We start from the raw sequence: 24978 nt of genomic DNA, 5'->3' as shown, positions 1-24978 counted from the left end.
GCATGGCCGTAACGAGAAAAGACCTGCAACAGTCGAATGTCGAAATAACCTTCTCAAAACGAGAGGTCGTCAACGATCCAGATACCGGCCGCGACACCAATGTAGAGACTGTCGTGTTCGTAGCAGATGGCGCTCTTGCCAATGTCACTCCTTACGTCACGATAGCGGGAGTACAGGTAGCAGATCGAGGCTTCACCCACACATTCAAAACATGGGCGCGAAGAGATCTCGATTACAGCCTTATCGGAACAAGAACGCTGTTCGATCCCATTGATGACGACAAAACTCTCACCCAGTCTTTCCAGATCAACGAAGTGATATTCGATGAAGGTCAGAACGCCTTCATGACTGTTCAACTTTCTGAACTGCGCGAGGCTCAATCATGAGCAGCATTCAACTGATCGTCGACAATCCGGGCGTCTTGGTCCTCAACGAAAGCCGCCTGAAAAGTGAATTGAGCATAATAGGCCGCGAGATCCAGCGCCGTACTCAGCAGCTAATCCTTTCCGGTGCCAACACGCCTCATAAGCCCTCAAAACCCGGAGACGTACCTAACAGCCTCACCGGCACATTGGCGAAACAGATCAGGGTTAAGGTGACGAAAAACTCCGTGAAGATCGTCGACACGGCAAGGCAAGCACTTGCGCTGGAAGCCGGAGCAAACCTTTGGAACGGGGCAAGGGTCGAGGCCAGACCCTATCTCTCACGAGTGCTGGAAGAGATGGCCCCTGAAATCGAGAAGAGGATCGCAGACGCAATAGGCATAACAATCAAGGTGAACCCATGAACCAACTTCAATACCCACAGATTACCGACCTCATTAAGCGCATACACCAGCTAGTCGGCCCAAACGGTGAAACACCTGTATTCAAGACGGTGGGCGGAACCGGGTCATTGCAGCGGATACTCACTCAAGAGATCGTGGATCAGAAGCAGCTACCCGCGATCTATGTGACACCTGGCACCCAGACGGCTAGCCCGACCAAGATTATGAACGCTGTCAGCCAGCCGGTTCGTATCTCGTATTTCGTCGTCATTGTCCTGCCGATGTCCGCTGAACTCACAGGGCTTAACCAGACAGATGACGCGGAGAAGAATTACATTGCAGCGGCACACTGGGCCGTCTTGGGGGCAAGAACGGGTGAAGGTCGATTGAACGGCTTTCCGATACTCTACAGTAACGGCGAGCCATATATCATCGACAATGCCCGATATAGCTACAAGCTAGAATACTATATCGACGTACTCTTGAGTGATCAGGACCACTATTCCGGCACGCTAGAAGACCTAAAAGCTATCGAACCAACATTTGATATCAAAATTACCACTGATGTTGACCAGACAACCTAAATCTGACGGTCATCTCTCATTAAATAACAGAAGGAAAATAACCATTTAAGAAGGGAATTATAATGGCAACCATTACTATTGGTGTTCCTTCAACAGATAACATTCCGGGTGCGAAACTGAACTTCTACAGTGCCGGAAACAACGACGTAACTGTCGATAAGGTTATCCTGTTGCTCGGGACGCTATCAACGAACGGCTCGGAGAACCCGTCCGGTTCGATCAACAAGCTAACCCTCGTCGTATCCGATGACGCGCTAAAGACCCTCGCAGGTGTAAGTTCTGACATCTACGAGATGTATCAGGGCGTCGCTAACAACGGCATCACGGTCTATTTCGTAGCCGCTGAATCCAATAGCGCAGCCGATGTCACTAAGGCACTGAACTCCGTAATCGACCTTGATTATTGGCTCGTTCATTCTTACGCCAGTCAGGCTGGCGTGGTTCAGGCCATCGACGCAGTAGTCGCGCCTTCATGGAAGTACCTACAGGAAGATTACAACTACGCGATTTCGGCTGTCGAAGACACCGTTGAGAACCTTGTTACCCTCGGTAAGTCGCTTAACTCCGCCTATAACGTGGTGTTTGCTCTTCCGAAGTATGACCTTTCGGAGCCATTGGTTCAGTCCATCGCTACCCGTTCCGGTCTCCTAGCTAACGAAGTTATCGTTCAGTCGGCTAGTGATCCAACTGCTGGTATTCAGGCTCTAGCCGTTGGTCTCGCACCTGTCAGCAATTCACAGATGTTTTCGAGAACTGACAGAAATACCCTGTTCAACAATGGCTTCGCGATTGTTCGTCAGGATAATGGCGGTGAGTCAACGATTGAGCGTGGTCGCACGACATATCAGACGAACGCAACAGGAACAGCAGACACTTCGTACAGAGATATCGAAACGCTGAATAAGCTCGCATACGCGGGACAGACCTTCACGCAGATCCTCAATAACGATTTCTTCGCAGTAGCAAAGAAAATCATCACCGATACGTCCACGGCAATTCCGGCTGGTTCTACTGCGGTCACATTGAGCACCATCGACAGCGCATGTATTGCAATCTACAACCAGCTACAAAACGAGCTAGTTGTTCAGAATATCAAGACATTCTCTAAAGAAATGGTAGTAGTTTATGAAGGTGACGGAAAGGTATCCGTATATCTACCGCTACGCCTCACCAAAACACTTCGCGCTATTGATATCGGCGCAACTTTAACAACTTCTTAATTTGAGGTGACGCATGAGTATATTTGACGCAGGTCTGGCATCTAGCAGTATTGCAGGTATCCAGCAGAACGTAATGCCTGGCACAATCAAGATCACGCCTTCCGGTAAGAACCGCGAGCGTATCCCGACAATGCAGGGTCTAAGCCCATACGCGAAGGTCACTTACACCTTCGGTAAGCTGTCCCTCACTGTTCAGTGGGTAGCGGGAACAAGTGCAACCGATCTTCTCGACGAAGACGACTTCACCGTTGAGCTAACGACAATGGATGGTCGTACTTTCACATTCCTAGAATGCACATTCGACAAGCCATACGACTTGTCGGTCGATGAAGTACAGTCTGAACTAGAACTTTCGTTCAGCCAGATGATTGAGTCCTAATTATTTTGGCGGCGGCTTAAGACCTCGTCGCCAACTTTATTAAATACAGAAGTACATTTTAATAACTTCCATTGAAGGGAAAATATGAGATCATATGAACATTTGGCGAAAGCCGAAGAGCTAAAAACTCGCCTAACAGTATTGCACAAGAGCATTCAGAAGGCAGAGAGCGACGGCGAGTCGACCGACGAACTGGAGAAAGAGTTCGACGAGACCGAAGATGCCATTAAGTCCGAAATGACTAAGGCAAAGAGATCAAAGGCTGCCGAGGATATTGAAGCAGAAAAGTCCAAGGATGCTGATGAAGCCGACAGTGACGACGAAGAAGTATCTGCAAGCGTATCTAAGTCATTTGGTATTTCCAAGGGCATTAACAACCGCGCCGACTCTAACCCACTCAAGATGATGGCTCGTGCAATCTACTTACAGGAACTCAAGACACGTCCTGAAACTGCACGTCAGGCACAGGCAATCTATCAGAAGTCATTCGGTTCAAGAGACTTTGAGACGATCAGTAAGGCATCTACCCTCACGACAGATGGTCTAACACTTCAGGCTCCTAACTACGACAAGAGCCTCTTGATTTCGCTATTGAACAAGAACATTGTCACAGACGCCTTTACCCGTAACGTCGAGATGGTGAACAACAACTTCATCGCTCCGCGTATGGTCACAGGTTCGACTGGTTCATTCAACAGTGAAAACGGCTTGATCTCCGTCAGTGATATCGGCACCGACGTTATCGCTAAGGTCGGTAAGTATTATGGTTCCATCATCACTTCCACCCGTCAGGCGCTGGCATTCTCTGGTGATGTTCTTGAAGACATGATCGTTAATGAAATGCAGTCACGTTACAAGCTGGTTAAGGAATCAATTATCCTCAACAGTGACGGTTCTGACCCAACAGTTCCTACTGGTGCGAAGGGCTACGCGAAGCAGACGCAGAACATTATCGAAGTTGACTTCTCGGCACTGACCGCAGAAGACGAAGCAACATCCGTCGTTTGGATTCAGAAGTTCGCTTCTGCAATCTCGAATGCAGCAGCTAAGAAGAGAAACGCTGGTGACTATTCTCAGCAGTATTGCGTAATACCAGAGATTCTACGCGGTGTTATCGAGGCACGCGCTTCGATCACAGGTAACTTCGTTTATGCGAACATCATCGCTAATGGTCTATTCGGCGTGAAGTTCCTTTCCAGTTCGAACCTATCCACCAACGAGACATCGGATAAGACAGGTAGCGCAGTGACAACCAACACAGTCGCTCCGGCTTATATGTTCTCCGAGAACGAGTACTGGGTTGCTAACGGTAACTTCTACGCATTCGATACCTTCGATGCTGGTACGATCACGAACGGCGGTACAACCACCAACCTAATCCAGCAGAACAGCAGAGCATGGAGACTTTATGACTCCTTCGAAACTGCTCTGACACGCGACGTTTGCCTAACCCGTATTGAGTTCAACGGTGCATGTGATGTGGTTGATAACTCTTCGACGTTCACAGAGCAGACACCATCAGGTGTTGTTGCTAGTGTTCCTGGCCTTGGTAAGAAAACTTCCTAAGAACAAACAAATAACTACAACGATAGAGGAGCCCGGTCACAAGATCGGGTTTCTTTATGTCTGAAATGTCGCGCTCTCTAAATAATGACATGAGCAAGACACGAAACAAGTTCGAAGATAAAGTCGATAAGATTCTAGGAACTTCATACCAATATGAAGCAATCAAGATTCCTTATGTTACCACATCAACTTACACGCCTGATTGGGTCCATTACAACGCAGATGGATCGAAGACGATAATCGAAACCAAAGGCTATTTCAGGTCACAAGATCGGTCGAAGATCAGGGCAGTCAAGAAGCAGAACCCGGAACTCGATATCGTAATGGTGTTCTACGATGAGACCAAGACAATCTCTAAATCGTCGAAGACCACATACCGAGACTGGGCATTAAAGAACGGCCTTCGGGTATTGACCGTGGCCGAACTAGAGAAAGGATTAAGATGACTATTACGCCCGATAATTTTTCGAGCATTCTGGATACAATCGATAACCTTGTAACCGATGCAAAAACTCAAGTGAGAATACTCAAAGATATTGTGGGTCTGGGAGGATACAACGCAACCACGCAGTCCATCGACGCAACCAGTGACGCCGTATCCGCTGCCGTAGTCCGAAGACTGGCACTGGTTCGGATCGGTGTTGTCTCCACACAGGTTGCGTTCACATCAAGACAAGACGGTCTGTCCTTTCTGGCTTCGATGTCTCCCTTGTTCGACGCAGAGATAGAGTATTCCAGTTCCAGCAACGAAATCGACGTATTCATGTATTTCGATAACCTTCTGTCCAGCATCGAGAACGATGTCCGTCAGAGGTGCACCGGCTTACCCGAACTGCTGACATTGGAGCTCAAAAAGGCCACATGCCCCTGCGCCCTTGCCCAGAAACTTTATGGCGATGGTTCGAGGGACGAAGAGATCATCATTCGCAATGATCCAGTGAACCCGTTCTTCATCGAAGCCACTGACATAGAAATCTTGAGCAGATAATCATGGCGGCATCAGCAAACTACACACCGCAAGATGACGGCATCCATGTTCTCATCGGCTCATACAGAATTGAGAACATCGAAGGGGTTCAGGTCACACGTTCAATCGAAACCATCCCGAGCAATTATTCGATTGCCCTCATCCTGAAACTCCCAGACGGAAAGACATCAGCCGTCGATCTGATCCAGACACTCGATACGGTAACGATCTGGTCGCACAAGCAGATTATCCATCGTGGGGTTGTCGAAAGAAAGCCACGTCGCCTCAACTCGAACTCGCTTGAGGTTGTGATTTCGGGGCGTTCGATCATCAGAAATATCTTCGACTGCAATGCGAAGAACAATGGCTACAACGTAACGGCGAACAGCCTTATTGACCTTATAAGCCAGATGATCAGCCCGCTAAACATTCAAGGCGATATCATCGACAAGAGAGGCGACACTTCGGAACAGTCACTGGTCGGCTTCAATCTTAATCCCGGCGAAAACGTCTGGCCTGTCATATCAAGAGCCGCCAGTTACGAAGGCGTCTTAGTTTATGACAGCCCACAAGGCGATCTCATCATAAGCAAGGTCGATCCCAGTGCCAGACCGGTAGCCAGATTAGACAACAACGCCCCAATTTTGGATATGAGCCTTGTTGAAGACGACAGTGAACGCTTCGCCACCTATCGCGTCGTCTTGCAGCCTGTCGCCCTGGGGAATGACAATTTCTCATCCATGACATTCGGCCTCGCCCAAGATGACGAGATACTCAAGAAAGACCCATCCCGAGAGAGGCTGATCATCAACGCTACGATGAACGCCTCCGGTGATTATTCTCAGAGACTAGCCGACTGGACCCGCAATAGGACATGGGCTCGCTCACGGACATTAGAGGTCACGGTTTCTGGTCATGCCTACGCAGCGGGACAGATATGGGATGTCGAGCAAATGGTTCAGATTGACCTCCCGAAACTGTCGATCAAAGACACTTGGCTAATATCGGACGTGACGTATCGGTACAGCCGGTCAGAGGGCGAGACCACACTTTTGAGCCTCATGCACCCTCTCGGTTTCACCCCGGAGCCAATCGTTATTGCTGGCGCCTCGGCGGAACAAAACATCAGCACAAGCAACACGGACAACTAAGGGAGAAGCGATGGATCAGCGCCTACACAAACGAATTTGCCAGTTAGAAGACCAGTTAAACCAGTTGAGCAGCAGGTTCCTTAACGCATCGAAGGGAGCAGTTCTGACAACTGATGCGAAGACGGCTGGCAATCAGCACACCACACAGGTCAACAGTTATGGGACAGTCGGAGAGGTTCACAACGACATTACCGTTGCAGGTATGTACGGCTTCTCATCCGCACATCTAGCTGGTGCTACGGCAATGACGAACAGCCCGTATGGCAACAACCAGAACAAGTTCATCAGCCATATTTTTGATGTCCGGTTCCACCCGAAGAACATGAAACCGGGCGAGACACAGATCTACGACAACATCGGCCAGAAGGTATATCTGAGCAACGGAGCGGTCATCGTCGACTGCAAGGAAAAGATACTCCTGCAAGTCGGTGACAAGACGATCATGACCATCACGGGCAACGAAATTGATATATCGGCTGACGTAAAGGTTAGCGGAACAATCACGGCCACTGGCGATGTCAAAGCCGGTTCCATCTCACTAGAGAGCCATGAACACCTTGAAAACGGTAAGGGCTCGATGACTGCTGGTCCGCAATAATTCAGGTGATTGCCTATTCGGAATAATAGCCAAAGACATTGCAGAAATGGCCGAGACAACGAAACCCCGGAAGTTAAAACTTCCGGGGTTTACCTTAAGGAGAACACTATGGAGATGATGACGAGGAAAAGGAGAACAGAAAAACCTCGCCATCACAAGTTACTTATAAGAGTTAAGGCACTAAATCATCTTCATGCCTCTAAATAGTACAGTTATTAACCCATTTAAAAAGGAGGCAAAATGTCTTCACTTAAAAACAGACTTTTTGGCGTGACAATGGTTCTATCACTCGCATTGAGTGCTTCATTCCTCGCCGGTTGCACAAACACAGTCGTAACACAGAAGAAAACCTATTTCACCGTTGAATCACTTTATACCGAGGCAGCCAACATAGCCGTCCAGTACGAAAGCGGCTCATTCGGAACCCCCGATCCAGAGGTCGTGAAGCAGATCAAGTTCTACAACGATCAGGCACATACAGCTATCGTCGCAGTAAGAACAAAGGTCGAAGCTGGTCAGAGTATTACAGATACCTCTTTGACCCTTGCGACCACAGCCATTGATTCATTCGTCGCATATCTGAATGCGAAGAACATCACTGTCACATCTAGCGACCCAACACTTTCCGCAACAGCAACAAACACGACTGCCGCAGTCGATGCTAACTCAAACTAAGGTGAGACCATGAACGTAGCTACCATTCTAAAAATCCTCGGTGTCCTCGGAGCCAATATCCCGACACTCATCACGCTTGTTGAGCAGCTTGTTGACGCCAACAAGAGTTCGACCGGTCCGACTGACTCTCAGATGTCTTCGGCAGACACACTCGCTGATCAGGCATCTGCTAACGTCGATCAGGCAGCAGACAAAGCAACCAACTAAGAAAGACGATCAAAATGGCATGGCGGAATGAGCCATGCCATTTTCTTCCTCTAATGCCCAAAAAATCCTAAAAGCATTGGAAGCAATTTCAAAAGCATAGGCCCGAACACGGTGGTGGATAAAGTCATGAAACTATTGAACGAAACCATTAATGCTGCGAAATCTATTAATTTGTAATCGCTCTTACCTGACTCAGCTACTCCCGCACGAGATGCAATATAAATTGTCGCCACCATCGAGATCAAAAATACACCGCCAATAATAACGGAAGCCAACCATAGGCCTCGCCAATTATCATGCGAGAATAGAGCATAGGCAATAAAAATGAGAACAACAAAACCAACTTCTATAGATGCCGCTGTATTATTGCGGCCCTTACCGGATATCTCCATAACCTTACGCCAAGCCAAATACCCCGATAGAGCGGCCATCAGGGCTTTTAGTTTATCTGGAATAGAACATACAATAAGAGCATAGAGAACCATACTACCGCATACCAATAGAATTGCGAACTTTATGGATTTAAATACTCCATCTATAACGCTACTCGATGGGGTACTAGCGGGTAGAGTAATAGCGGGTAGAGTACTAGCGGGCGGGGTACTAACGGGTAGAGTACTACCGGGCGGGGTATTTCCATTCATGTTGTACTATTCCGGTTCACTATGATTAAGTCCACCCTAAAGATATAAAATATAGAACTCAATATCAACCGCGCTAAATATCCAACATAAAGCAACGATATTGGAGTTCTCATGACAGGCGATCTAGCATGGAAAATTGACACAGATAACGACAGGCTGGACTGGTTTGTCGATCCAACGACAAACAGCATCGCGACTACGGGCTCGCTCGAAAGCGCAGTTATCATATCACTATTCACCGACAAACGAGCCCCGGACACATGGACCCGCACAGACGACAAACGAGGCTGGTGGGGCAATGATGATTCCAGCGTCTATGAAATGGGCAGCTTGTTATGGACCCTTTGGTATATCCCAACCCAAACAACAGATGATTATACCAACTTAGTATCCGGTATCTGCAAGGATGCTCTGCAATGGCTCATAGAAGAAAAGATCGCAGAGGACATAGATATCACTGTCTCGATGATCACGAGTTCGGATTGCCGCATTACCATAACGGTCACACAACCAAACCAGACTGAACAATACAAATATATGTGGTCGCCTAGCCCGATATCAGAGCAACAGTCTGGTAGCATAGGAGGTCCACAATGACCGCAGTAACCGGCAGATTTTATCTCGGTGGAATAAACGTCGACACCTTACGCCTTGTCGAACAGCCCGCTTCCACCAACTGGGTAATCCAGAACTTTGTCACTGACGCGCCGACGATCTTTCAGGCCGTGGGCAACAACCCCTTCGTCTGCAATTTTGAAGGCATTATCCCGGTTTCGACCGGCGGAATGATTGGCCTGGCAATCGACCTACTGCTCTCTGACTCTCCCTTTTCGATGCGAGACCATATCGAGAAACTGCTCGCTAAGCCGAGCCTGATTACGCTCAAGCACCCAGACAGAGGGAACTTCGATGGTGTCTTGAAGAACCTCGAAGTCACGAACAGCGTCGAGGACCGAGAGAACATCTATATTCGCGGAACATTCATCGGCAACAAGTCCGGGACCGCCGTTTCGGGTATCGGGCTCTCTCTCGTCAGCAGCGTCGTATCCCAGACAATGAGCGGAACTGGCTTCGGTGTTGTTGCAGATGCCTACACACAGTCCATGTCCCTGACCTCTGCAAGTTTGGGACAAAAGATATCCAGCATTGCAGGCGTCGCATCATCATTCACGAGCGGCATCAAAAGCACTTTGCCCTCATTGGTTACTGGCGGTGCAATCAAGATCGCAAGTCTCTCGGGTATCGACGACATGCTGGGTAGTGGCTGGACCCTCGGCAGATACCTACAGGACAACAGCGTCAGTGATATCGTGAAGGGCACAATCGACACAACAAACCTATCCACCACCGGCATCATCAACGCAGTAGCGGATAAACAAATAACTAATCAGCAGGAGAACCTAGCGACCCTAGAGACCAAACTGACACAGATATAAAGGAGAACACATGACCACAATGAGGATTGCTAAGGCAGCACACGAACGTCGCCATTCAACCAAAGCGATCACCAACAAAGTGACAACCGCAATGGTTGGAAGGATCAGCGATAACTTGGCGACTTAACGAAAAAAGTCATTGAATATGACTTGAGCCAGCCCCGCAGCCTTATCATAAGCTGGCTGGCTATCGCGATCGATGATGAAGGTTTCGTACCTATCACATCCTTTGGTCTCTTCATCGAGCCTTTCGTTGAGCAACTCAGCAATAGAGCGCTCCATCAAGCTCTCCATCTCGTTCCCCTCAATCATTCTTTGAGAGAAAGCGACATTCAAAAAACTTTTGAGATCCTTAGCCGCCTGTCCATCTAGGTCAGCATTCAATTCCCAAGGACCGTCTGTTTTCAACACCAGAACCTTCTTGAGCGCCCGAACGATTAACTCGCCATCTACTTCGCGTACCAGTCTATTGAAACGCATCATATTTCTTTGCACTATTCTATTCCTTGTCGACTCTACTGCATCCTTGATAACAGCCGCTCCTGTTACATTCAACGCGAATGTCTCGACTCATGCTCATCTGAGAGCGTCATAGAAGCCCGTACATGCGAATAAACCCTTCCCGGCACACTTGCACACGAGAACACCTAGAACCCCCTCGCTGACGCTCTCAGGGGCTCTCAGGGGTTTTCCTTTGACTGGTCACGACGACGAGCACGGTCACAGCACTATATAGCGTGCCTAAATGTTTTTGGATGGTCGAATGACAAGCGCACCTTCCCCTTTCCGCGTGCAAAACCAGTTTCTGCAAACTCTAAACTCAAAAATTCAGAGCAGGTATTCTGTTTCATTAAATATCGGTATCCGAAAAAATTAAAGGAGACTGATAATGTCTTACCCAATATCAATCAGAGGCAACGCCGAGAGAGAAGATATATTTAATAACTTGATTGCCAACATCCCTGACTACCGCGACAGTTACGCGATAGCCGTCGCGCAGCTTGCTGTGCAGATAGCCCAGTCCGATGAGCTCGTCTCAATACTTGATGGAAGTCCGCTCGTATCGACTAACCCTTCAACGGGTCGCATGTTCAGCAACCCGGCATTCAATCTTTTGAGGAACGTAGAGCGAAGCATCGCCGCTGGCCTCGCAAAGTTCGGCCTGACCTCACTCGATTACAAGACGCTCACAAAGGGAGAAGAACCAGAAGCTGACGAGGGCCTACTTGATGACCTCAACAGCATTTAATGAAGACGAGCTAAAGGATTTCGCATTTCACATCACGGGCTCCAAGGAACAAGCTGAACAGTTCCTTGAGGCCCTTGAGGCGGTCCTTCTTGCGGATGCCGAAGAGGAGATCATTGATGAATCCAAGCTACTGGCATTCCAACAAGAGCAGTTCCAATACGCTCGGGATGTCGTCTTTGGTAAAATCAAGGTCGGGCGTCTGGCCTATTTGGCTTGCTGGCGCTCTCTCGAATACCTCAAGGCAGCACGAGACCCCTTCTCCGAAGAGTATTTCGATCCCTTCGCTACCGAGAAGATCAGGCGCTTTGCTCTCAAGTTCAAACACCTCGAAGGCGACGATACGTTCGGCGGCAAGCCATTCGTCCTGGAGCCGTGGCAGCTATGGCTATTGGCCCAGATATTCGGGTGGAAAAATAAGGCTACTGGGCATCGAATAGTCCGAACGGCTCACATCGACGTACCGCGTGGAAACGGCAAGTCGTTCATGGTTTCGATCCTCGTGCTCTACATGCTGTCATGCGATGGCCGTTATGGCCCGAAGGTCTATTGTGCAGCTACGACGAGAGAACAGGCACAGGCGGTCTATAAGGCAGTCGAAGAGCATGTTCTGGGCAATAAGCGGCTTATGGATGCTCTAGGCATCAAGCGCAAAGCGTACAGCATTCAGTGCCGTAATAAGTTTGGTCTCGGGGAGTTCAAATCGCTATCGAGGGATACGAAAGCCTTCGATGGTAAGAACGTCTATCTTGGCATTGTTGACGAGCTTCATGCCGTTGATGAGAAGGTGTGGAACGTCCTCAATTCGGGTGCAGCCAAGTCGGCTAATACGCTGATGATCGCCATCACGACAGCCGGGTTAAACCTCGACTCATTCGGTTATTCACGACGCAAGTTCTGCGAATGTGTCCTGAACGGCGAAGTCACCATGCGCTCTTTCTTCTGTGTGGTATGGTCAGCCGATATCGACGACGCGCCCTTCGAAGAAGCCACGTTAGAGAAAGCCAATCCCGCATGGCACTCAGCTATCAACCGGGAGAAGGTCTTAGATGAAGCCAAAGAAGCAAGGGTTCTGAAGACCTCATATATCGAATATATGCCGAAGCGCCTGAACCTTTGGCTCAATGCGGCTACGCAATGGATGGACCCCTCTAAGGTTCAGTCCACATACAAGCCCGATCTGCGCCCAGATGATGTCCCCGGTATCGCAACAATCGGCGTCGATATGGCTCGCGTCGGTGACATGACCGCTGTCGTTCTCGTGAAGTGCGACCGTGAGATTTCGGGGAATATCTATGCGTTCCCCTATTACTTCCTGCCGAAGAACACCATCGAGAATGACAGTAGGAATCTTTACCAGCAATGGCGTGATGATGGACATCTTATCGAGTGCGGTGAAGAAGCTATTTCATACGATATGATCAAGGATCATATTCGTAGCCTAGACGAGCAGCATAACTGCGAGAGCATCAACTTTGACGAAGCACTGGGTCGTGAAACTGGTGAAGTCCTCTCGAATGAAGGCCGAAGCGTATTCTTCATCAAGCAGGTTTCGATCTATCTTACGGAACCGATCATCAAGCTAGAAGAGAAGCTCGTGACGGCTAAGTTCTTCCACAACAATCCAATCATGTCGTGGAACATACGAAACTGCGTCATGTTTGAAGGTAAGAAGGGATTGCTCTCACTGGAGAAAGAAAAGAAGGCACCAGACAACAAAATCGACGGTGTCGATGCCGTATTGAATTGCCTGTTCTCCGTGAAAAATAACGAAGATGACGAGCCGATGTTTTTCAGCCCTAAGCCTAAAGCCGACAGTTAATCACCTCTTATCGTCTCATGCCTTACTCGGGTCATGAGACGGTACGCCCAAGCCCACCCCTCTAAATAACTGCATTATTGATTTAGGGCGGATGATATTAGATGGCGCAAAATGGTTCATATCAAATCTCGGTCGGCGTAGTTGATAACGCGACGAAGGTATTAAAACAGATCAACTCTCAGATCCGGGCAGCACAAGCGCCTACACGAGCGTTACAGAAGCAGTTCAGGGATTTCAAAAAGCTATCAGGTTTCGATGACGTATCGAAGTCAATCGGCAGAGTTAAGATTTCAGTCGCCAGCGTATTACCCGGCCTCAGTGCAATTACCGGTATCGCTAGCGTCGGTGGGGTCATGGCATTGTCCAAGAGCTTTGCCGATATGGGTATTCATATCACGCAGATGTCCAACTCTCTCGGTCTAGCGGGAACGCAAATAAGAAACCTTCAAGGCGCCGGCGACCTGCTTGGCATTGGACCTGATGGCCTGACGAAGACCAGACAGGCCGCCCAAGACCTACAGTTAAAGATGCGCGCCGGTATGTTGTCGCCGGAAGAGATGAACGCCAGTGTGATGGCAGGAATCAACGCGAATGACAGCGCGAAGACACGACAGGACAAATCCCTAGATTTCCTAGCCAACAAGAAAGCCAGCGGAGCCAGTGCAGCCCAGTTGAGAGTTCTGGCCCAAGCACTGGGTATTCAGGATAGCTTGATTGGCAAGACACATGAGGCCGTAGACGCCGAACAAGATCGAGCAGCGGCCCTTCTAAGAACGAATGCGCTTGGTCAACAATCAATCGAAAATGCTACCAAGCTCTATGGTTCTTTCACAGACGTTAAGCTGGCCACAAAGGGCGTGACTGACGCAATCGCCAGCGCACTCGCACCTGCTATCCAGCCACTACTTCAAGACTTTGCCTCGTGGTTATCGAGCAGTGATGCGGTCAATCAGGCACTCGCAGAGGTAAAGGCCCAGGGCGAAAAGTTCTCGAATTGGATCAGGAGCGTCAACTGGAGTGAGGTAGGCGACAGGGTCAGAGAATGGATTCCAAGCCTCAACACGGTAAAGCTCGTTCTTGAAGGGCTCGTAGCTATCAAGATTGCCAGCTTCACCGCTGGTATTGTGTCGAGTTTCATGACCGCCGGAACTGCAATCGTCGGCCTTGTCTCGTCTGCGACAACTCTTGGTCCTGCCCTCGTCGCGATAGCTGGCCCAGTTGGTATCGCTGTCGCAGCAGTCGCAGCCTTGGGAGCAGCGGCTTACGAACTCTATGAGCACTGGGACAAAGTCGGCCCCTACTTTGATGCCACATGGGACACGATCAAAGACGGCTTCTCGTCTGCGAAGAAAGTGATTGAACCCCTAGCCAATACTCTGTCCGAGATCATGACGAATATGTGGGATGGGATTAAGTCTGCGTTCGATAGCGGATGGAGTTACGTCTCTCCCGTCATGGATAAGGTCAAAGCGGCATATAACTGGGTCGCCGGAAGCAAGATTGGCAAGGCACTCGGATGGGTTGCGACAAAGGAAGTCGATTTCGTTAAGACCGAGATATCGGTAGCCAAGAAGGCTGTCGCACCTGTTACGAACGACTTCAACTCGAACCTATCGAAAGAGAAGCAAAGGTTCGCTGACAGCGCGGCATCTAAACAAGCTACATCTGCGGTGGCTTCGAATAATCTGACCGCAAGCGAGAACACCGCTTCTGTCTCCGGGACACAGGATGCCAATGCGGCGGCTTCTAACAGTTCGATAACCTCATTCTCCAACGTACAGATTCAGCACGCCAAAGATGCGATTGCTTCGATTGAGTCTCAGGGTCGATACGATATCCGAGGCGGTTCGAGTAACAGGTTCATCGGCAAGTACCAGATGGGTAAAGAGGCCATATCTGATGTCGCTCGCTCACTTCACGAAGACATGCCTGACCTGACAGCCTTTCAGAAGAATCCTGCAATGCAGGAGCGTTACATGACCCAGTACATGAAGCTCAATGACCAGACGTTGAGCCGCATATCTGCGGGCTACAGAGGAATGTCGTCAGAACAGAAAATCGAGGCTTTGGGATACGCTCACAATCAGGGCGCGGGCGCAGCAGCAAGATGGATCAGCACAGGAAGGGTCGGACATGATGCCTTCGGTACTGCGGGTACTGAATATGCAAGCCGTATTCAGGCCAACCAGAACGGTGACAGGTACGCCTATAACGGCACAACTGCTCCACAGGCAGTCTCACCAGTTCGACCGGTAAACCCACAGACGACGAACACCATGTTGGCAAAGAATACCAGCAACGGAGATTCAGGAGCGCAGATAGTCGTCACGTTCGAGAATGCACCGACAGGAATGAAGGTGAATACATCGAGCAACGATGGCCTAAGAGTTCTAGCAAGAGTGGTGCCAGCTACTACCGGGCAGCTTGCCTAAGATGGGGCTTAGTGAACACCTGCTCCATAGCTTGATCGGGATTGTGAGAGACCATGCTTTCTCTTTCTCCCGATCCTACTTCTATCTGCGTATTAAGGGCATTTCCGTAAATTTAGCCTTGATATTGGTAACTTTGATTACGGTTTCAGCAGTAATATTCAAGATAATATGGAGCGCATAAGTAATAATACATTGAAATTATTTGAGGTCACATAATGTTTGAGAGACTATTTAGGAAGGGAGGCTCGGAAGGGATAGACACATCTGGACGCCATTACACGGAACAACGACGTAAGGAATTGAAATCCCTAAGCAAAGGCTCCGATTCGAACGCCGGTACCTTATTGGGCCCTTCGATAACGTCACTCGTTCCCGGCTCCGGTACGACTGCTTCATCTGGGGTTCTGGTAGATCCTACCACGATGATTCAGGTTCCTCCGGTTCAGAACGGGGTAAGTATCATCTCTGAAGACATTGCTGGCTTGGACATCGTCGTAAAGAAGAGAAGTTCAAAGGGCGGATGGGAAATCGACACAAGCCATCCAGCTAACTCGGTACTGAGAAATCCAAACCCTCGCGAGACAAAAAACCCATTCATAAAAAACTTCATCACGAATTACCTTATGCAGGGCTCATCGTATGCCGTCATTGCTCGCCATAATGGTAGGCCATGCCAGTTGATCGGCCTATCAAGACAAGCAAGACCGCGCATACCTTCTGACCCCTCGAAAATGGGCCTGTTCTACGATGTCTACAGTCCATATTTTGGATCGCTGGATATCGGTTTTGGTCCGCAGAGATCATCGGGAAACAGATCACGTCGCGTAGGCGAAACGGATATCATCAAGCTCACTGGTATCAAGCTATCGGTAGACAGCGAGGATTTCCTTAGTCCGCTTACCGCTAATACCGAACTGATCTCTCTATGCGCTGCCGTGCAGTATTCTCAGGGCTTGATGTTCCGCAACAGCATCTCCGCACAGGGTCTCGTCATTTCGAAGAAGGCTATGACGCCAGACAAGTGGGACGAGATGGGGGCTCACCTGACTAATACCCTAACTGGCGTTCAGAACACCGGTGGTTTCGGGTTCATTGCAGGCGAGTTCGATATTCACGAGTTTCAGAACTCCAAGCCAATCGACATGGATTATACGGCGATCACGGAACTGCTCTGCCGTCAGGTGTACAGAATACTCCGTATCCCACCGGGCAAAGGTGGCTTCGAAGACAAGGATGCTTCTGCGACGACTGAAGAGCAGAACCTCAGATACGTCAACGAAACCCTGAAGGCTTACACCGCCCCACTCGCTGAACAGTTCAACAACAAGCTCTTATTGGAGAGCGAGCGGGAAAATTACAGAATCGAGTTCAATTTCGACAGCATGTTCACGCCAAGTCGCAAGGACATGGTAGATATGTTCCAGACAGGTATTAACTCGTCAATATTCAACCCGAACGAAGCACGCGAGGAACTTGGTATGCCGGGCGCAGGCCCAGAAGGCGACATATTCACTCGACCACTTAATACCGGGACTCTGGGGGATAACAGCGAAGTTTCTCAGCTTCCGATGACACAACAGACAAAGGAGAGCCCAGCAACCAAGAAAGTTAGGAAGAAAGCCGATGACGCGCAAACTGATTGATATAAAGACATTTTCCAAGAGCATTATCTCTAAAGACCTTAGCGAGATTAATGAGCCCTTCGTATCGGCGGCGTTCGATACCGCGATTTCGATAAGTGATGATGGAACAGCAACATTCAACATCACGAGCAATGTCCGTGACAGACAGCAGGACATCATCTTGCCAGAGGGCATTGATATCGAGGGCTTCTTGCGAGTTCCGGTTGTCCTCTGGAACCACGATATGTCCCTCCCCCCGATTGGGAAGTGCATTGAACTGATCCGCATTCCAAACGGGCTTCTAGGTAAGGTGAAGTTCGAAGATGCCGACACGCCGTATATCGGGGATCTAGCAGCTTGTGTCCGCAAGCAGTTAGCAAACGGAACCCTTGGGGCCGTGTCTCTAACGGTAAGACCGACCGAGTTCGATCATAACGACTTCGGCGGAGCAACGGTCATCAAGTCCGAACTGTATGAGTTCAGTGTCGTCGCTGTCCCGGCAAACCAAACAGCATTGATTATCGAAAGACCCACATACGAAAAATCTATTGAAGGAGTGAATATGAGCAAGAGCGTTGAAGAAAAGTGCGAGGATATCGAAAAGGATATCGACGAAGAAATCGAGAATGCAGGTGAGTCCGAAGCTATAGTCGATGCCATCGAAGAGATCATCGAAGATGAAAAGAGCGCAGAGACAGAAGACGAGGAGTTGAAGCAGAAGGCATGTGAATCCCGTCGCAAGTCTCGCGAGCGTCGCATTGTTCTCTCTCGTTATTCGTAAGGTGATGTATGGCTTTTGCAGTACCTACCTACACGTCTCTACGAGATAAGGGCACTCAGCAGTTCGTCAACGACACTGGCACGCAGCTATCTCCGGTTTCTGGTTTTCGTTCCCTTATCAAGATGAGCGCCAAGGGGCTATCATACGGCTACGGCTACTTGGCGAACATCGAGAAGCAGTCATGCCCATCTACAGCGACAGGCCCTTACCTTGACGGATGGGGGCAGGTCGCAGGTGTCACGAGAAAGACCCCTTCTTATGCGACTGGAACTGTAACCCTCACAGGCACTCCGGGCGCAAGCGTACCCGCTGGCACGATCCTGATGCGCGGTGACGGAACGACATACACGACTGACATCGCGACTACGATTGGCCAGGTGCAGTCTATCACCTGCACGTCACTTGGTGCGAGCGGCAACACGGCAGCAGGAACTTCGCTTGCCGTGCAGATAGGCTCTCTCATCGGTGTCGATCGAGCAGTCGTAGCAGTTTCAGCGATTACCAGTGGTTCTGCCGCAGAAGATGACGAAACTTACCGCCCGCGTGTCCTTAGCGCACTGTCGAACAGGTTTGTTGGCGGCTCTGCCAACGATCACGTCAACTGGGCTCTGTCGGTCAATGGCGTGGTTCAAGCGTGGTGTTCCGAAATCCCGCTGCAAGGCGGAGTGGTTGTTGTCTACATCATGGGTGACAGAAGCAACGAGTTCAAAGGCTTCCCGCAGGGTTCGAACGGAACAGCGTCAAAGGAAACTCGTTGGCCTCATGCGACTGGTGATCTCCTGACCGCTGCCGACGGTATGTGGCCGAACAGACCTGTCACCGAGATCATGGTTCTCTGTAGCCCGATAGCTTCACCGATTGATCTAACAATCTCGGGCATGACCGCAGCTACCGCAGCAACACAGCAAGCCGTCAATGACGCGCTGACATTGTTCTTCAACCTATACGGCTCGCCATTAGGAACGACGATCACCACGACACAACTGGTGCAGGTCATTGAAGCAGTACCAAACACATCCGGGTTTGTTCTCACGTCACCGACTGAATCCATCACACTGACCACGGGTCAGATTCCAACACTAGGAACGGTAACCTACCAATAAGGAGACATGAATGGGCGTCATAAGAAAACCAAACACCCAAGACGACTACTACCTGACATTTTCAGCAATGCAGCCGCAGGGCCTTGCATGGACCCATGAACCGGGATCACTCATCGACAGCTATCTCAAGTTCATGGCGAACTCTTTTGCCGACTTCGATAATGATATCTGCGACGTGGCTGACGACTTCGTCCCGACCACAATGAAATATACTATACCGGAATGGCTATCTGCCCTTGAGCTTAAGAGCACTGGCAATGACGCTCAGGACAGAGCGAACATCATCGCGCAGCTAACGATGACGGGCAGCACAAACCCGAACTTCTATATCAATTATGCGAACGGCAGCGGGTATAGCATCCGAGTTAAAGAATATGGGCCAATCATCACCGGGATATATCGTTGCGGCGATGCTTGCGCGACGATGAACGATATCTCGGAAATGTTCGCAGTAACCTTCATATCTGAAAACCAAGAAGACTTAGCACCATTAGAGCAGTCGATGTCTGATATTCTACCCGCATGGGTGAAATGCTACTTTGTCTACCAACCTCTAAATAATGACTAATAATAGAAAATTAGAGGTTATCAATTATGTTTAGTAAGACTTATATCGAGCCCAAGCCAGAAATAGGACAAGACGGATCTCTCATCACCAAAGATGATATGAACACCATTGTCGGAGAAATGGGCAAGCTAGTTACCGGCTTCGGCAATACATTAGCGAACGATCCAGCACAGACTACACAAGTCTATGACTCACTCGTCGGCCATTTTGCGCCGATCAACAGTCCGAATCTATCCGGTGTTCCGCTTACCGTTAACCCTGACGGCACAGTGGCTAACCAGATTGCGACAGTAGACTATGTCGACCAGAAGGCCATGAAGGCAGCAGTAGGTTTCACACCTGTTCAGCAGGGCGGTGGTGCCGCGATGGGTGCTAACAAGGTCTTCATGGGATGGGCTTCTGATGCTTCAGGCGTACTGATTCAGATCGATGCTTCACCTATGGGAAAAATCGTTTTCCAAGAAGAAAACGACGAAACAAAAGGTATTTCACAAATAGGATTTAATACACAAATAAACCAGCTTGGTGCTGCGTATGACGGAATTTGGGCATTTTATTATAGTGTTGCTGATATTGATGCAAAACAATTTATTCAATCAACACCAGATTCATCTAGTTCACGCATCACTGGAATTGTCTGGAACACATCATCCAGCTTTCCACAAATCACATATAATGATGGTCAAGTAGCTTATTCAGCAACCACTGATTGGGTTAATAATAAAGGATATGTATCTGGAACCAGTTCAATGGGTGGTGGTGATACGGCTGCAACTGGAATTCACTATACCCCAAGTTCACAGACCGTTCAGCTAAACCTTGCTGATGGAACAACAAAGGGAATAGCAACACAAGATTGGGTTAATGAAAAGTCTTATATAACAACATATTCAGATGGAAATACATATCCAATAAGTGAAATCGGATATAATCACGCATCTGATAATATCGGATTTGCCACATCAAACGGTTTTGCTATTGGCGCAACACAATCATGGACCAACAATAACTATCTAGCTAAATCCGGCGGAACAATGACTGGTGATATAGCGATAAATGGTCAGTCAATTGGTCAGAATAGCAGCGGAAGTAAAATTACATTTGAAAATGGCGGACATATATCGATATGGGATAATTCAAATAACTGTAACTGGTACTGGTCACAAAGTGATGGAAACCAACCTGCTGTCTATTCAAGTATTCCGCTGATTGTTAACTCTTACATTAGATCAAACAATCCATCTTCCGGTGAAAATTCTAACATGGTTTCCACAACATCATGGGTTACAAACAATTTTGTTGCTAATGGAACTTGGGACAACAATATAAACCAAGATGTTAGATCAAGTTCTTCACCTACATTTGCTGCGGTAAATGTTAAAAATGGAATAGGTTTTAACAATGGCGGGACTTCTTCAATCTATCAAGATTCAAATAATGGTGACGTTGTAATCCATACAAACAATGGTTCAGACCATTATAATGTATTCAATGCTGATGGATCAGTATCATTTCTTTCTGGTGGTGATTTTAATTGTAATGCAGTTGTAAGCAATAGTGATATACGTGTTGGTACAGGAAATACATTATATACCAATACCATTGGTTCTTATAACGGAACTACAAATGTTGTAGCAACATTACAGCAACAAGGACAAAACGTAGCAACAGAAAACTGGAAAAATTCGCAAGGTTTCGCAACAACTAACTGGGTTAATTCACTTGGTTTAGCAACTACTAATTGGACAAGTTCTAATTTTGTAGGTGAAAATACTTATAATAGTGATTTTGCTACAAGTGATTCCCGCGTTTTTAATGCAGCTTGGAACACGAAAATACAGGCATTTAATGTTGGCGGCGTAGGCGAAAGGGCTTTTGTTACATTTCCGCAGACGTTTGGAAGCATTCAGGCCGTAATTGTTCAGTGCATTGATGACCAAGATACCAACGTCCACCCTTATTCACTTCAAAACAATGGTTTTTATCTACATATCAATGGTGGTGGTTCATGCGACATATCGGTAATCGCATTTGGCGGAAAATAATAATTAAACATGCAAAACAATTAAGGAATACGATATGACAAAAACAACAGCTGATTATCCAGCGCAATATTATGCGTCTTATGACACAACCGCTACACAACCTACTATTATAACGGGATGGTACGATACGGCGGATATGTCTTCATTAGATAACGTACCCGATGCAGCGGACATGATACCGGTGACAGAAGAACAGTGGAATGATCCAACATTCCGCAGTCCAATCGGAAAAGGTGTCAACAAGGGTGTTATCGTGGATTATACGGCACCCGCTTATGTCCCTCCCCTTGCTGATCAAGCCACTATCGCCCTGGCGAGTGCGAGAACATATGTGCAGAATAACTTCGTCTACCTCGGAGAAGCACCAACGCAGCCTTGGATTGATTATCAAAAGGCGCTGATAGCAATCGCAAACGGAACAGATACAACGTCAACGACGCTACCAAGCGCACCAACTGCATAAGACAAATAGGGGCTCCGGCCCCTATTTTCATGGTTCCCGCGATAGAGCCCCGTACAGCGCCTGACCGCAGTTGGGCTACAATGTGTAGTGAGAAGACCTAGACCGGCCTCTACGGGGCTCTCAGGGGCTCGTTATCGCTTGTTCAGAGGATCGGGGCGGCTAATCCAATACCTCTGGCTTCCCTCAAGTAGCACACTACACTCTTGCAAGAGCAGGACAACACCTAACAAGAATATCTTTTCGGTTTGTCTTTTCTTTTCTGCGTCAATGCCAAAGAGCGGAAGAAAAGGCTGTCTTTTCGGAAGACGCTTAAAGGTATCGAACGTAAGTTATTGATGTAGGCAAGCAATAACGCAAAGCCAAAAAGCAGAGAACACTTACAATGACCGCACTTAGCAAGCTGACCTTTGTTGCAACAGTAGACGCAGAACATGACAGAGCGCCGCACGTCCGCAAGCGGTTCGTTGAAGGCGTCGAAGTGCAGTTGCAGGCACTACAGGCAGAGGTCGAGAACAAGCCCTTCAAGCTGATGCGCGAGCGTCGTGAGAAGGATGAGGCAACAGGCGAGACGAGCAAGTTTGAGAAGGCCGTTCGGTTTGCGACGTGGTGGACAAAGGGTCCGAAGGGCTACAGCGTTGAACCGCGTTACGGCAGCAAGAAGATCCAGCTTTCCGACGCAGGCAGCGTGATCAAAACCGGTCCCAAGTTGGATGATGTCAAAGCCGTGCTTGAACTGCTGATCGTGGCAGCGAAGGCCGGGGAACTTGATAAGCCCCTACTGGCGACAAGCGAACGCAAGCGCAAAGAGGAAGAGGTCGTAGCTGCAAAGCCGGAAACACCCCGCACAGGCGCACAGGCCCGCACTGGTCGCGGTCACTGAGGAACAACCGGGGAGCACTGCTCCCCTTTTTTGTGAGGTGGGACATGGCAAAGAAGACCTACAGCCTCGGATCGAGTGCAGCAGCCTACACGCCGGGGATAATCGCCTGGGCGAAGAACGGATACGCGTTCGAGGAAGACCGTGCCGGTATGCGACAGGTACTCGCGAAGGCTTACGGCATTCCCGAGGATGCAGCGCACAAGTTACTCAGCGGAGAAGTTGAGCACCGGATCGAAGATGACGTGGTGGTGTTTGAGGTCGAGGAAGGCGACTAGCCTTCCCATCCGCCTCCCTCCTTTTCGGTTGACGCAACCCCAACTGTCTACTAAAGTTTACACATGGAAATCAAACTAAGCCCTCTTTTTGTACGGTGGCTTAACGGACTGAAGGACAGCCGCGGGGCTGCTAAAATCAGAGCCCGATTGATCCAGATGGAAGGCGGCTCATTTGGCGATGTTAAGGCTTGCGGAATGGGTGTTTCCGAAAGCCGCATACATTATGGGCCGGGTTACAGGATATACTTTGTGCAGCGCGGTGCGGTCCTTGTCGTGGTTCTCGGCGGAGGCACTAAGAAGACACAAAGCAAGGACATCGAAACAGCGAAGCAGATGGCGCAGGAGTTAGAGGAATGATGAAGGTTTCAGAGCTACAGACCTTTAACAGTGTGGAAGCGGCACAGGACCCTCTCGTTCAAGAGGAACTGCTCAACATGGCATGGGAAGACGGGGATATCCCGGCAATCACTCATGCGCTCTCCGTCATCGCTAAAGCACGAGGAATGTCCGAGACAGCCAATAAGGCAGGTATCAGCCGACCGGCGCTCTACAAGGCTCTCTCCGATAAGGGGAACCCGAGTCTGTCTAGCCTCATGGGCATCATGAGAGCACTTGGGATACAGGCCACGTTTCACACGACTGCCTGACCTCCAAAAGAGCAAGTAGACAAAGGCGCTTCGGCGCTTTTTTTGTGACTTAAACCCACAGGCCGTCATCAGTGCGATTCAGGTAGAAGACCTCGTCACCGTAATGAAATGTAAGATCGTCGCCATTAACAGCGGCCCCAACATTATCAGGTAAGTCGATTGCCTTCTTATGCCACCGACCGTTAACCACAAGCGCAATCTCTTCGGACGCACTATCACGAAGCATGGTGCGGAAGTCTCTTGTTGATGAGCCTCTTCTGCTTGCTCGATTATATTCTTTGAACCAACGGACCTTATCACTCAGAAGAGTTCCGCTTAGATCAGCATATTCGACCCCTGCGGTAGTGATATGAATGTTGATCTTGTTCCCTGACCTCATGGCGGTGACACTCTGAAAGTATGGTTTTGCGGTCCATCCCATGTAGTTCGAGACATCACCGAAAGCCCCACCTTGAAAGAGATGCTTCATCTCGATCAACGCCATCGGTTCACCCAACAACTGATAATCGAAGTTTTCAATACCATAGGTTCGGATATCCGTTCCCAGCTTGTCGTGGATGCAAGAATGGCGCTCCAATGAAGTATCATCGACCCCAAAGAATAATGATCCGTCTACGAGATTCGTTATAATGTAAGACATATATTTCTCCTTATTCCAATATATTACACTTCGAATATCCGGCATGTCATTAAACAGGTACGATTTCTTACACTTCTGGTTATTTTTGGGCCACGGATTCATATTCTAGCCATTGGTTGCGAATGTTCGTCAGATTTCAGTGTAAAAAATCTTGATTATTGGATATCCGGGAGACCACTCAGTTTTATATGATTATTTTATACTGATTGAGTTTAGATAATCTAAAAATAATAATAGTTAAATAATCCAGTATTTTTACAC

At 48.7% G+C, this 24978-nt stretch carries 30 protein-coding genes; 27 read left to right on the top strand and 3 right to left on the bottom strand.

Annotation, left to right across the window (positions count from 1 at the left end; genetic code table 11):
- Nucleotides 1-2: 2 nt before the first annotated feature.
- The 12 genes from HK22_RS14965 to HK22_RS10915 all read left to right on the top strand — a co-directional run bounded on the left by HK22_RS14965 (nt 3) and on the right by HK22_RS10915 (nt 8113).
- Nucleotides 3-386 (top strand): hypothetical protein, encoded by a 384-nt coding sequence (locus tag HK22_RS14965; RefSeq protein ID WP_143412407.1) that lies wholly within the window; start codon nt 3-5, stop codon nt 384-386.
- Nucleotides 383-787 (top strand): hypothetical protein, encoded by a 405-nt coding sequence (locus HK22_RS10965; RefSeq protein WP_086649267.1) that lies wholly within the window; start codon nt 383-385, stop codon nt 785-787. The genes HK22_RS14965 and HK22_RS10965 overlap by 4 nt, the downstream gene beginning before the upstream one ends.
- The gene (locus tag HK22_RS10960; RefSeq protein WP_086649266.1) at nt 784-1350 is read left to right on the top strand and encodes a hypothetical protein; all 567 of its coding nucleotides are present in this window, start codon (nt 784-786) and stop codon (nt 1348-1350) included. The genes HK22_RS10965 and HK22_RS10960 overlap by 4 nt, the downstream gene beginning before the upstream one ends.
- 62 nt (nt 1351-1412) lie before the next feature.
- Entirely contained in the window at nt 1413-2570 is a 1158-nt protein-coding gene (locus HK22_RS10955; protein WP_086649265.1) for a hypothetical protein, read from the top strand.
- Between the two features lie 13 nt (nt 2571-2583).
- On the top strand, nt 2584-2949 hold the full coding sequence (locus HK22_RS10950; RefSeq protein ID WP_143412406.1) for a phage tail tube protein: 366 nt from the start codon (nt 2584-2586) through the stop codon (nt 2947-2949).
- Nucleotides 2950-3051: 102 nt separating this feature from the next.
- Nucleotides 3052-4515, top strand: a complete 1464-nt coding sequence (locus HK22_RS10945; protein ID WP_143412405.1) for a hypothetical protein — start codon at nt 3052-3054, stop codon at nt 4513-4515.
- A gap of 56 nt (nt 4516-4571) precedes the next feature.
- A complete protein-coding gene (locus tag HK22_RS10940) occupies nt 4572-4961 on the top strand; it encodes a hypothetical protein (RefSeq protein ID WP_369827255.1) in 390 nt (129 codons plus the stop codon).
- On the top strand, nt 4958-5503 hold the full coding sequence (locus HK22_RS10935; protein WP_086649262.1) for a hypothetical protein: 546 nt from the start codon (nt 4958-4960) through the stop codon (nt 5501-5503). Before HK22_RS10940 ends, HK22_RS10935 begins: the two co-directional genes overlap by 4 nt.
- 2 nt (nt 5504-5505) lie before the next feature.
- Nucleotides 5506-6633, top strand: a complete 1128-nt coding sequence (locus HK22_RS10930; protein WP_086649261.1) for a phage baseplate assembly protein — start codon at nt 5506-5508, stop codon at nt 6631-6633.
- A 10-nt stretch (nt 6634-6643) separates the two neighbouring features.
- Nucleotides 6644-7231: a phage baseplate assembly protein gene (locus HK22_RS10925; protein ID WP_086649260.1), complete on the top strand. Its 588-nt coding sequence runs from the start codon at nt 6644-6646 to the stop codon at nt 7229-7231.
- Between the two features lie 240 nt (nt 7232-7471).
- Nucleotides 7472-7906, top strand: coding sequence for a hypothetical protein (locus HK22_RS10920; protein ID WP_086649259.1), 435 nt, complete (start codon nt 7472-7474; stop codon nt 7904-7906).
- Between the two features lie 9 nt (nt 7907-7915).
- Entirely contained in the window at nt 7916-8113 is a 198-nt protein-coding gene (locus HK22_RS10915) for a hypothetical protein (protein WP_086649258.1), read from the top strand.
- 50 nt (nt 8114-8163) lie between these two features.
- Here HK22_RS10915 and HK22_RS10910 read toward each other — a convergent pair whose 3' ends face one another.
- The gene (locus tag HK22_RS10910) at nt 8164-8598 is read right to left on the bottom strand and encodes a hypothetical protein (RefSeq protein ID WP_086649257.1); all 435 of its coding nucleotides are present in this window, start codon (nt 8596-8598) and stop codon (nt 8164-8166) included.
- Nucleotides 8599-8868: 270 nt separating this feature from the next.
- Between HK22_RS10910 and HK22_RS10905 the strand changes: the two genes are divergently transcribed.
- Nucleotides 8869-9354, top strand: coding sequence for a phage GP46 family protein (locus tag HK22_RS10905; RefSeq protein WP_086649256.1), 486 nt, complete (start codon nt 8869-8871; stop codon nt 9352-9354).
- On the top strand, nt 9351-10193 hold the full coding sequence (locus tag HK22_RS10900) for a hypothetical protein (RefSeq protein ID WP_086649255.1): 843 nt from the start codon (nt 9351-9353) through the stop codon (nt 10191-10193). The genes HK22_RS10905 and HK22_RS10900 overlap by 4 nt, the downstream gene beginning before the upstream one ends.
- Nucleotides 10194-10316: 123 nt before the next feature.
- Here HK22_RS10900 and HK22_RS10895 read toward each other — a convergent pair whose 3' ends face one another.
- A complete protein-coding gene (locus HK22_RS10895) occupies nt 10317-10676 on the bottom strand; it encodes a hypothetical protein (protein ID WP_086649254.1) in 360 nt (119 codons plus the stop codon).
- 406 nt (nt 10677-11082) lie between these two features.
- On the opposite strand from HK22_RS10895, the gene HK22_RS10890 reads away from it, so the two are divergent.
- The 13 genes from HK22_RS10890 to HK22_RS10835 all read left to right on the top strand — a co-directional run bounded on the left by HK22_RS10890 (nt 11083) and on the right by HK22_RS10835 (nt 24077).
- Nucleotides 11083-11442 (top strand): hypothetical protein, encoded by a 360-nt coding sequence (locus HK22_RS10890; RefSeq protein WP_086649253.1) that lies wholly within the window; start codon nt 11083-11085, stop codon nt 11440-11442.
- Nucleotides 11423-13261 carry a terminase large subunit gene (locus HK22_RS10885; protein ID WP_086649252.1) on the top strand — a complete coding sequence of 613 codons (1839 nt, stop codon included), beginning with the start codon at nt 11423-11425 and terminating at the stop codon, nt 13259-13261. The genes HK22_RS10890 and HK22_RS10885 overlap by 20 nt, the downstream gene beginning before the upstream one ends.
- A gap of 101 nt (nt 13262-13362) precedes the next feature.
- Nucleotides 13363-15693, top strand: a complete 2331-nt coding sequence (locus tag HK22_RS10880) for a hypothetical protein (protein WP_086649251.1) — start codon at nt 13363-13365, stop codon at nt 15691-15693.
- A gap of 215 nt (nt 15694-15908) precedes the next feature.
- Complete coding sequence (locus tag HK22_RS10875; RefSeq protein ID WP_086649250.1) at nt 15909-17336, top strand: phage portal protein; 1428 nt, start codon at nt 15909-15911, stop codon at nt 17334-17336.
- Nucleotides 17317-18096, top strand: coding sequence for an HK97 family phage prohead protease (locus HK22_RS10870; RefSeq protein WP_086649249.1), 780 nt, complete (start codon nt 17317-17319; stop codon nt 18094-18096). The genes HK22_RS10875 and HK22_RS10870 overlap by 20 nt, the downstream gene beginning before the upstream one ends.
- 8 nt (nt 18097-18104) lie before the next feature.
- Nucleotides 18105-19199 carry a baseplate J/gp47 family protein gene (locus HK22_RS10865; RefSeq protein ID WP_086649248.1) on the top strand — a complete coding sequence of 365 codons (1095 nt, stop codon included), beginning with the start codon at nt 18105-18107 and terminating at the stop codon, nt 19197-19199.
- A gap of 10 nt (nt 19200-19209) precedes the next feature.
- Entirely contained in the window at nt 19210-19767 is a 558-nt protein-coding gene (locus HK22_RS10860) for a putative phage tail protein (RefSeq protein WP_086649247.1), read from the top strand.
- 26 nt (nt 19768-19793) lie between these two features.
- On the top strand, nt 19794-21812 hold the full coding sequence (locus tag HK22_RS14960) for a hypothetical protein (protein ID WP_143412404.1): 2019 nt from the start codon (nt 19794-19796) through the stop codon (nt 21810-21812).
- 34 nt (nt 21813-21846) lie between these two features.
- On the top strand, nt 21847-22275 hold the full coding sequence (locus tag HK22_RS10855; protein ID WP_086649246.1) for a hypothetical protein: 429 nt from the start codon (nt 21847-21849) through the stop codon (nt 22273-22275).
- Nucleotides 22276-22657: 382 nt separating this feature from the next.
- Nucleotides 22658-23155: a hypothetical protein gene (locus HK22_RS10850; protein WP_086649245.1), complete on the top strand. Its 498-nt coding sequence runs from the start codon at nt 22658-22660 to the stop codon at nt 23153-23155.
- Between the two features lie 44 nt (nt 23156-23199).
- Nucleotides 23200-23430 (top strand): hypothetical protein, encoded by a 231-nt coding sequence (locus tag HK22_RS10845; RefSeq protein WP_143412403.1) that lies wholly within the window; start codon nt 23200-23202, stop codon nt 23428-23430.
- Nucleotides 23431-23493: 63 nt separating this feature from the next.
- The gene (locus HK22_RS10840) at nt 23494-23787 is read left to right on the top strand and encodes a type II toxin-antitoxin system RelE/ParE family toxin (protein ID WP_086649243.1); all 294 of its coding nucleotides are present in this window, start codon (nt 23494-23496) and stop codon (nt 23785-23787) included.
- Entirely contained in the window at nt 23784-24077 is a 294-nt protein-coding gene (locus HK22_RS10835; RefSeq protein WP_233142576.1) for an addiction module antidote protein, read from the top strand. The genes HK22_RS10840 and HK22_RS10835 overlap by 4 nt, the downstream gene beginning before the upstream one ends.
- Before the next feature lie 49 nt (nt 24078-24126).
- Here HK22_RS10835 and HK22_RS10830 read toward each other — a convergent pair whose 3' ends face one another.
- Nucleotides 24127-24717 carry a hypothetical protein gene (locus HK22_RS10830; protein ID WP_086649242.1) on the bottom strand — a complete coding sequence of 197 codons (591 nt, stop codon included), beginning with the start codon at nt 24715-24717 and terminating at the stop codon, nt 24127-24129.
- Nucleotides 24718-24978: the final 261 nt, after the last annotated feature.

The sequence above is a fragment of the Gluconobacter sp. DsW_056 genome (genome assembly GCF_002153595.1).
Classification (GTDB): Bacteria; Pseudomonadota; Alphaproteobacteria; order Acetobacterales; family Acetobacteraceae; genus Gluconobacter; species Gluconobacter albidus.
Note: the sequence above shows the minus strand (reverse complement) of the source record. Positions and strands in the feature narration are given on the sequence as shown.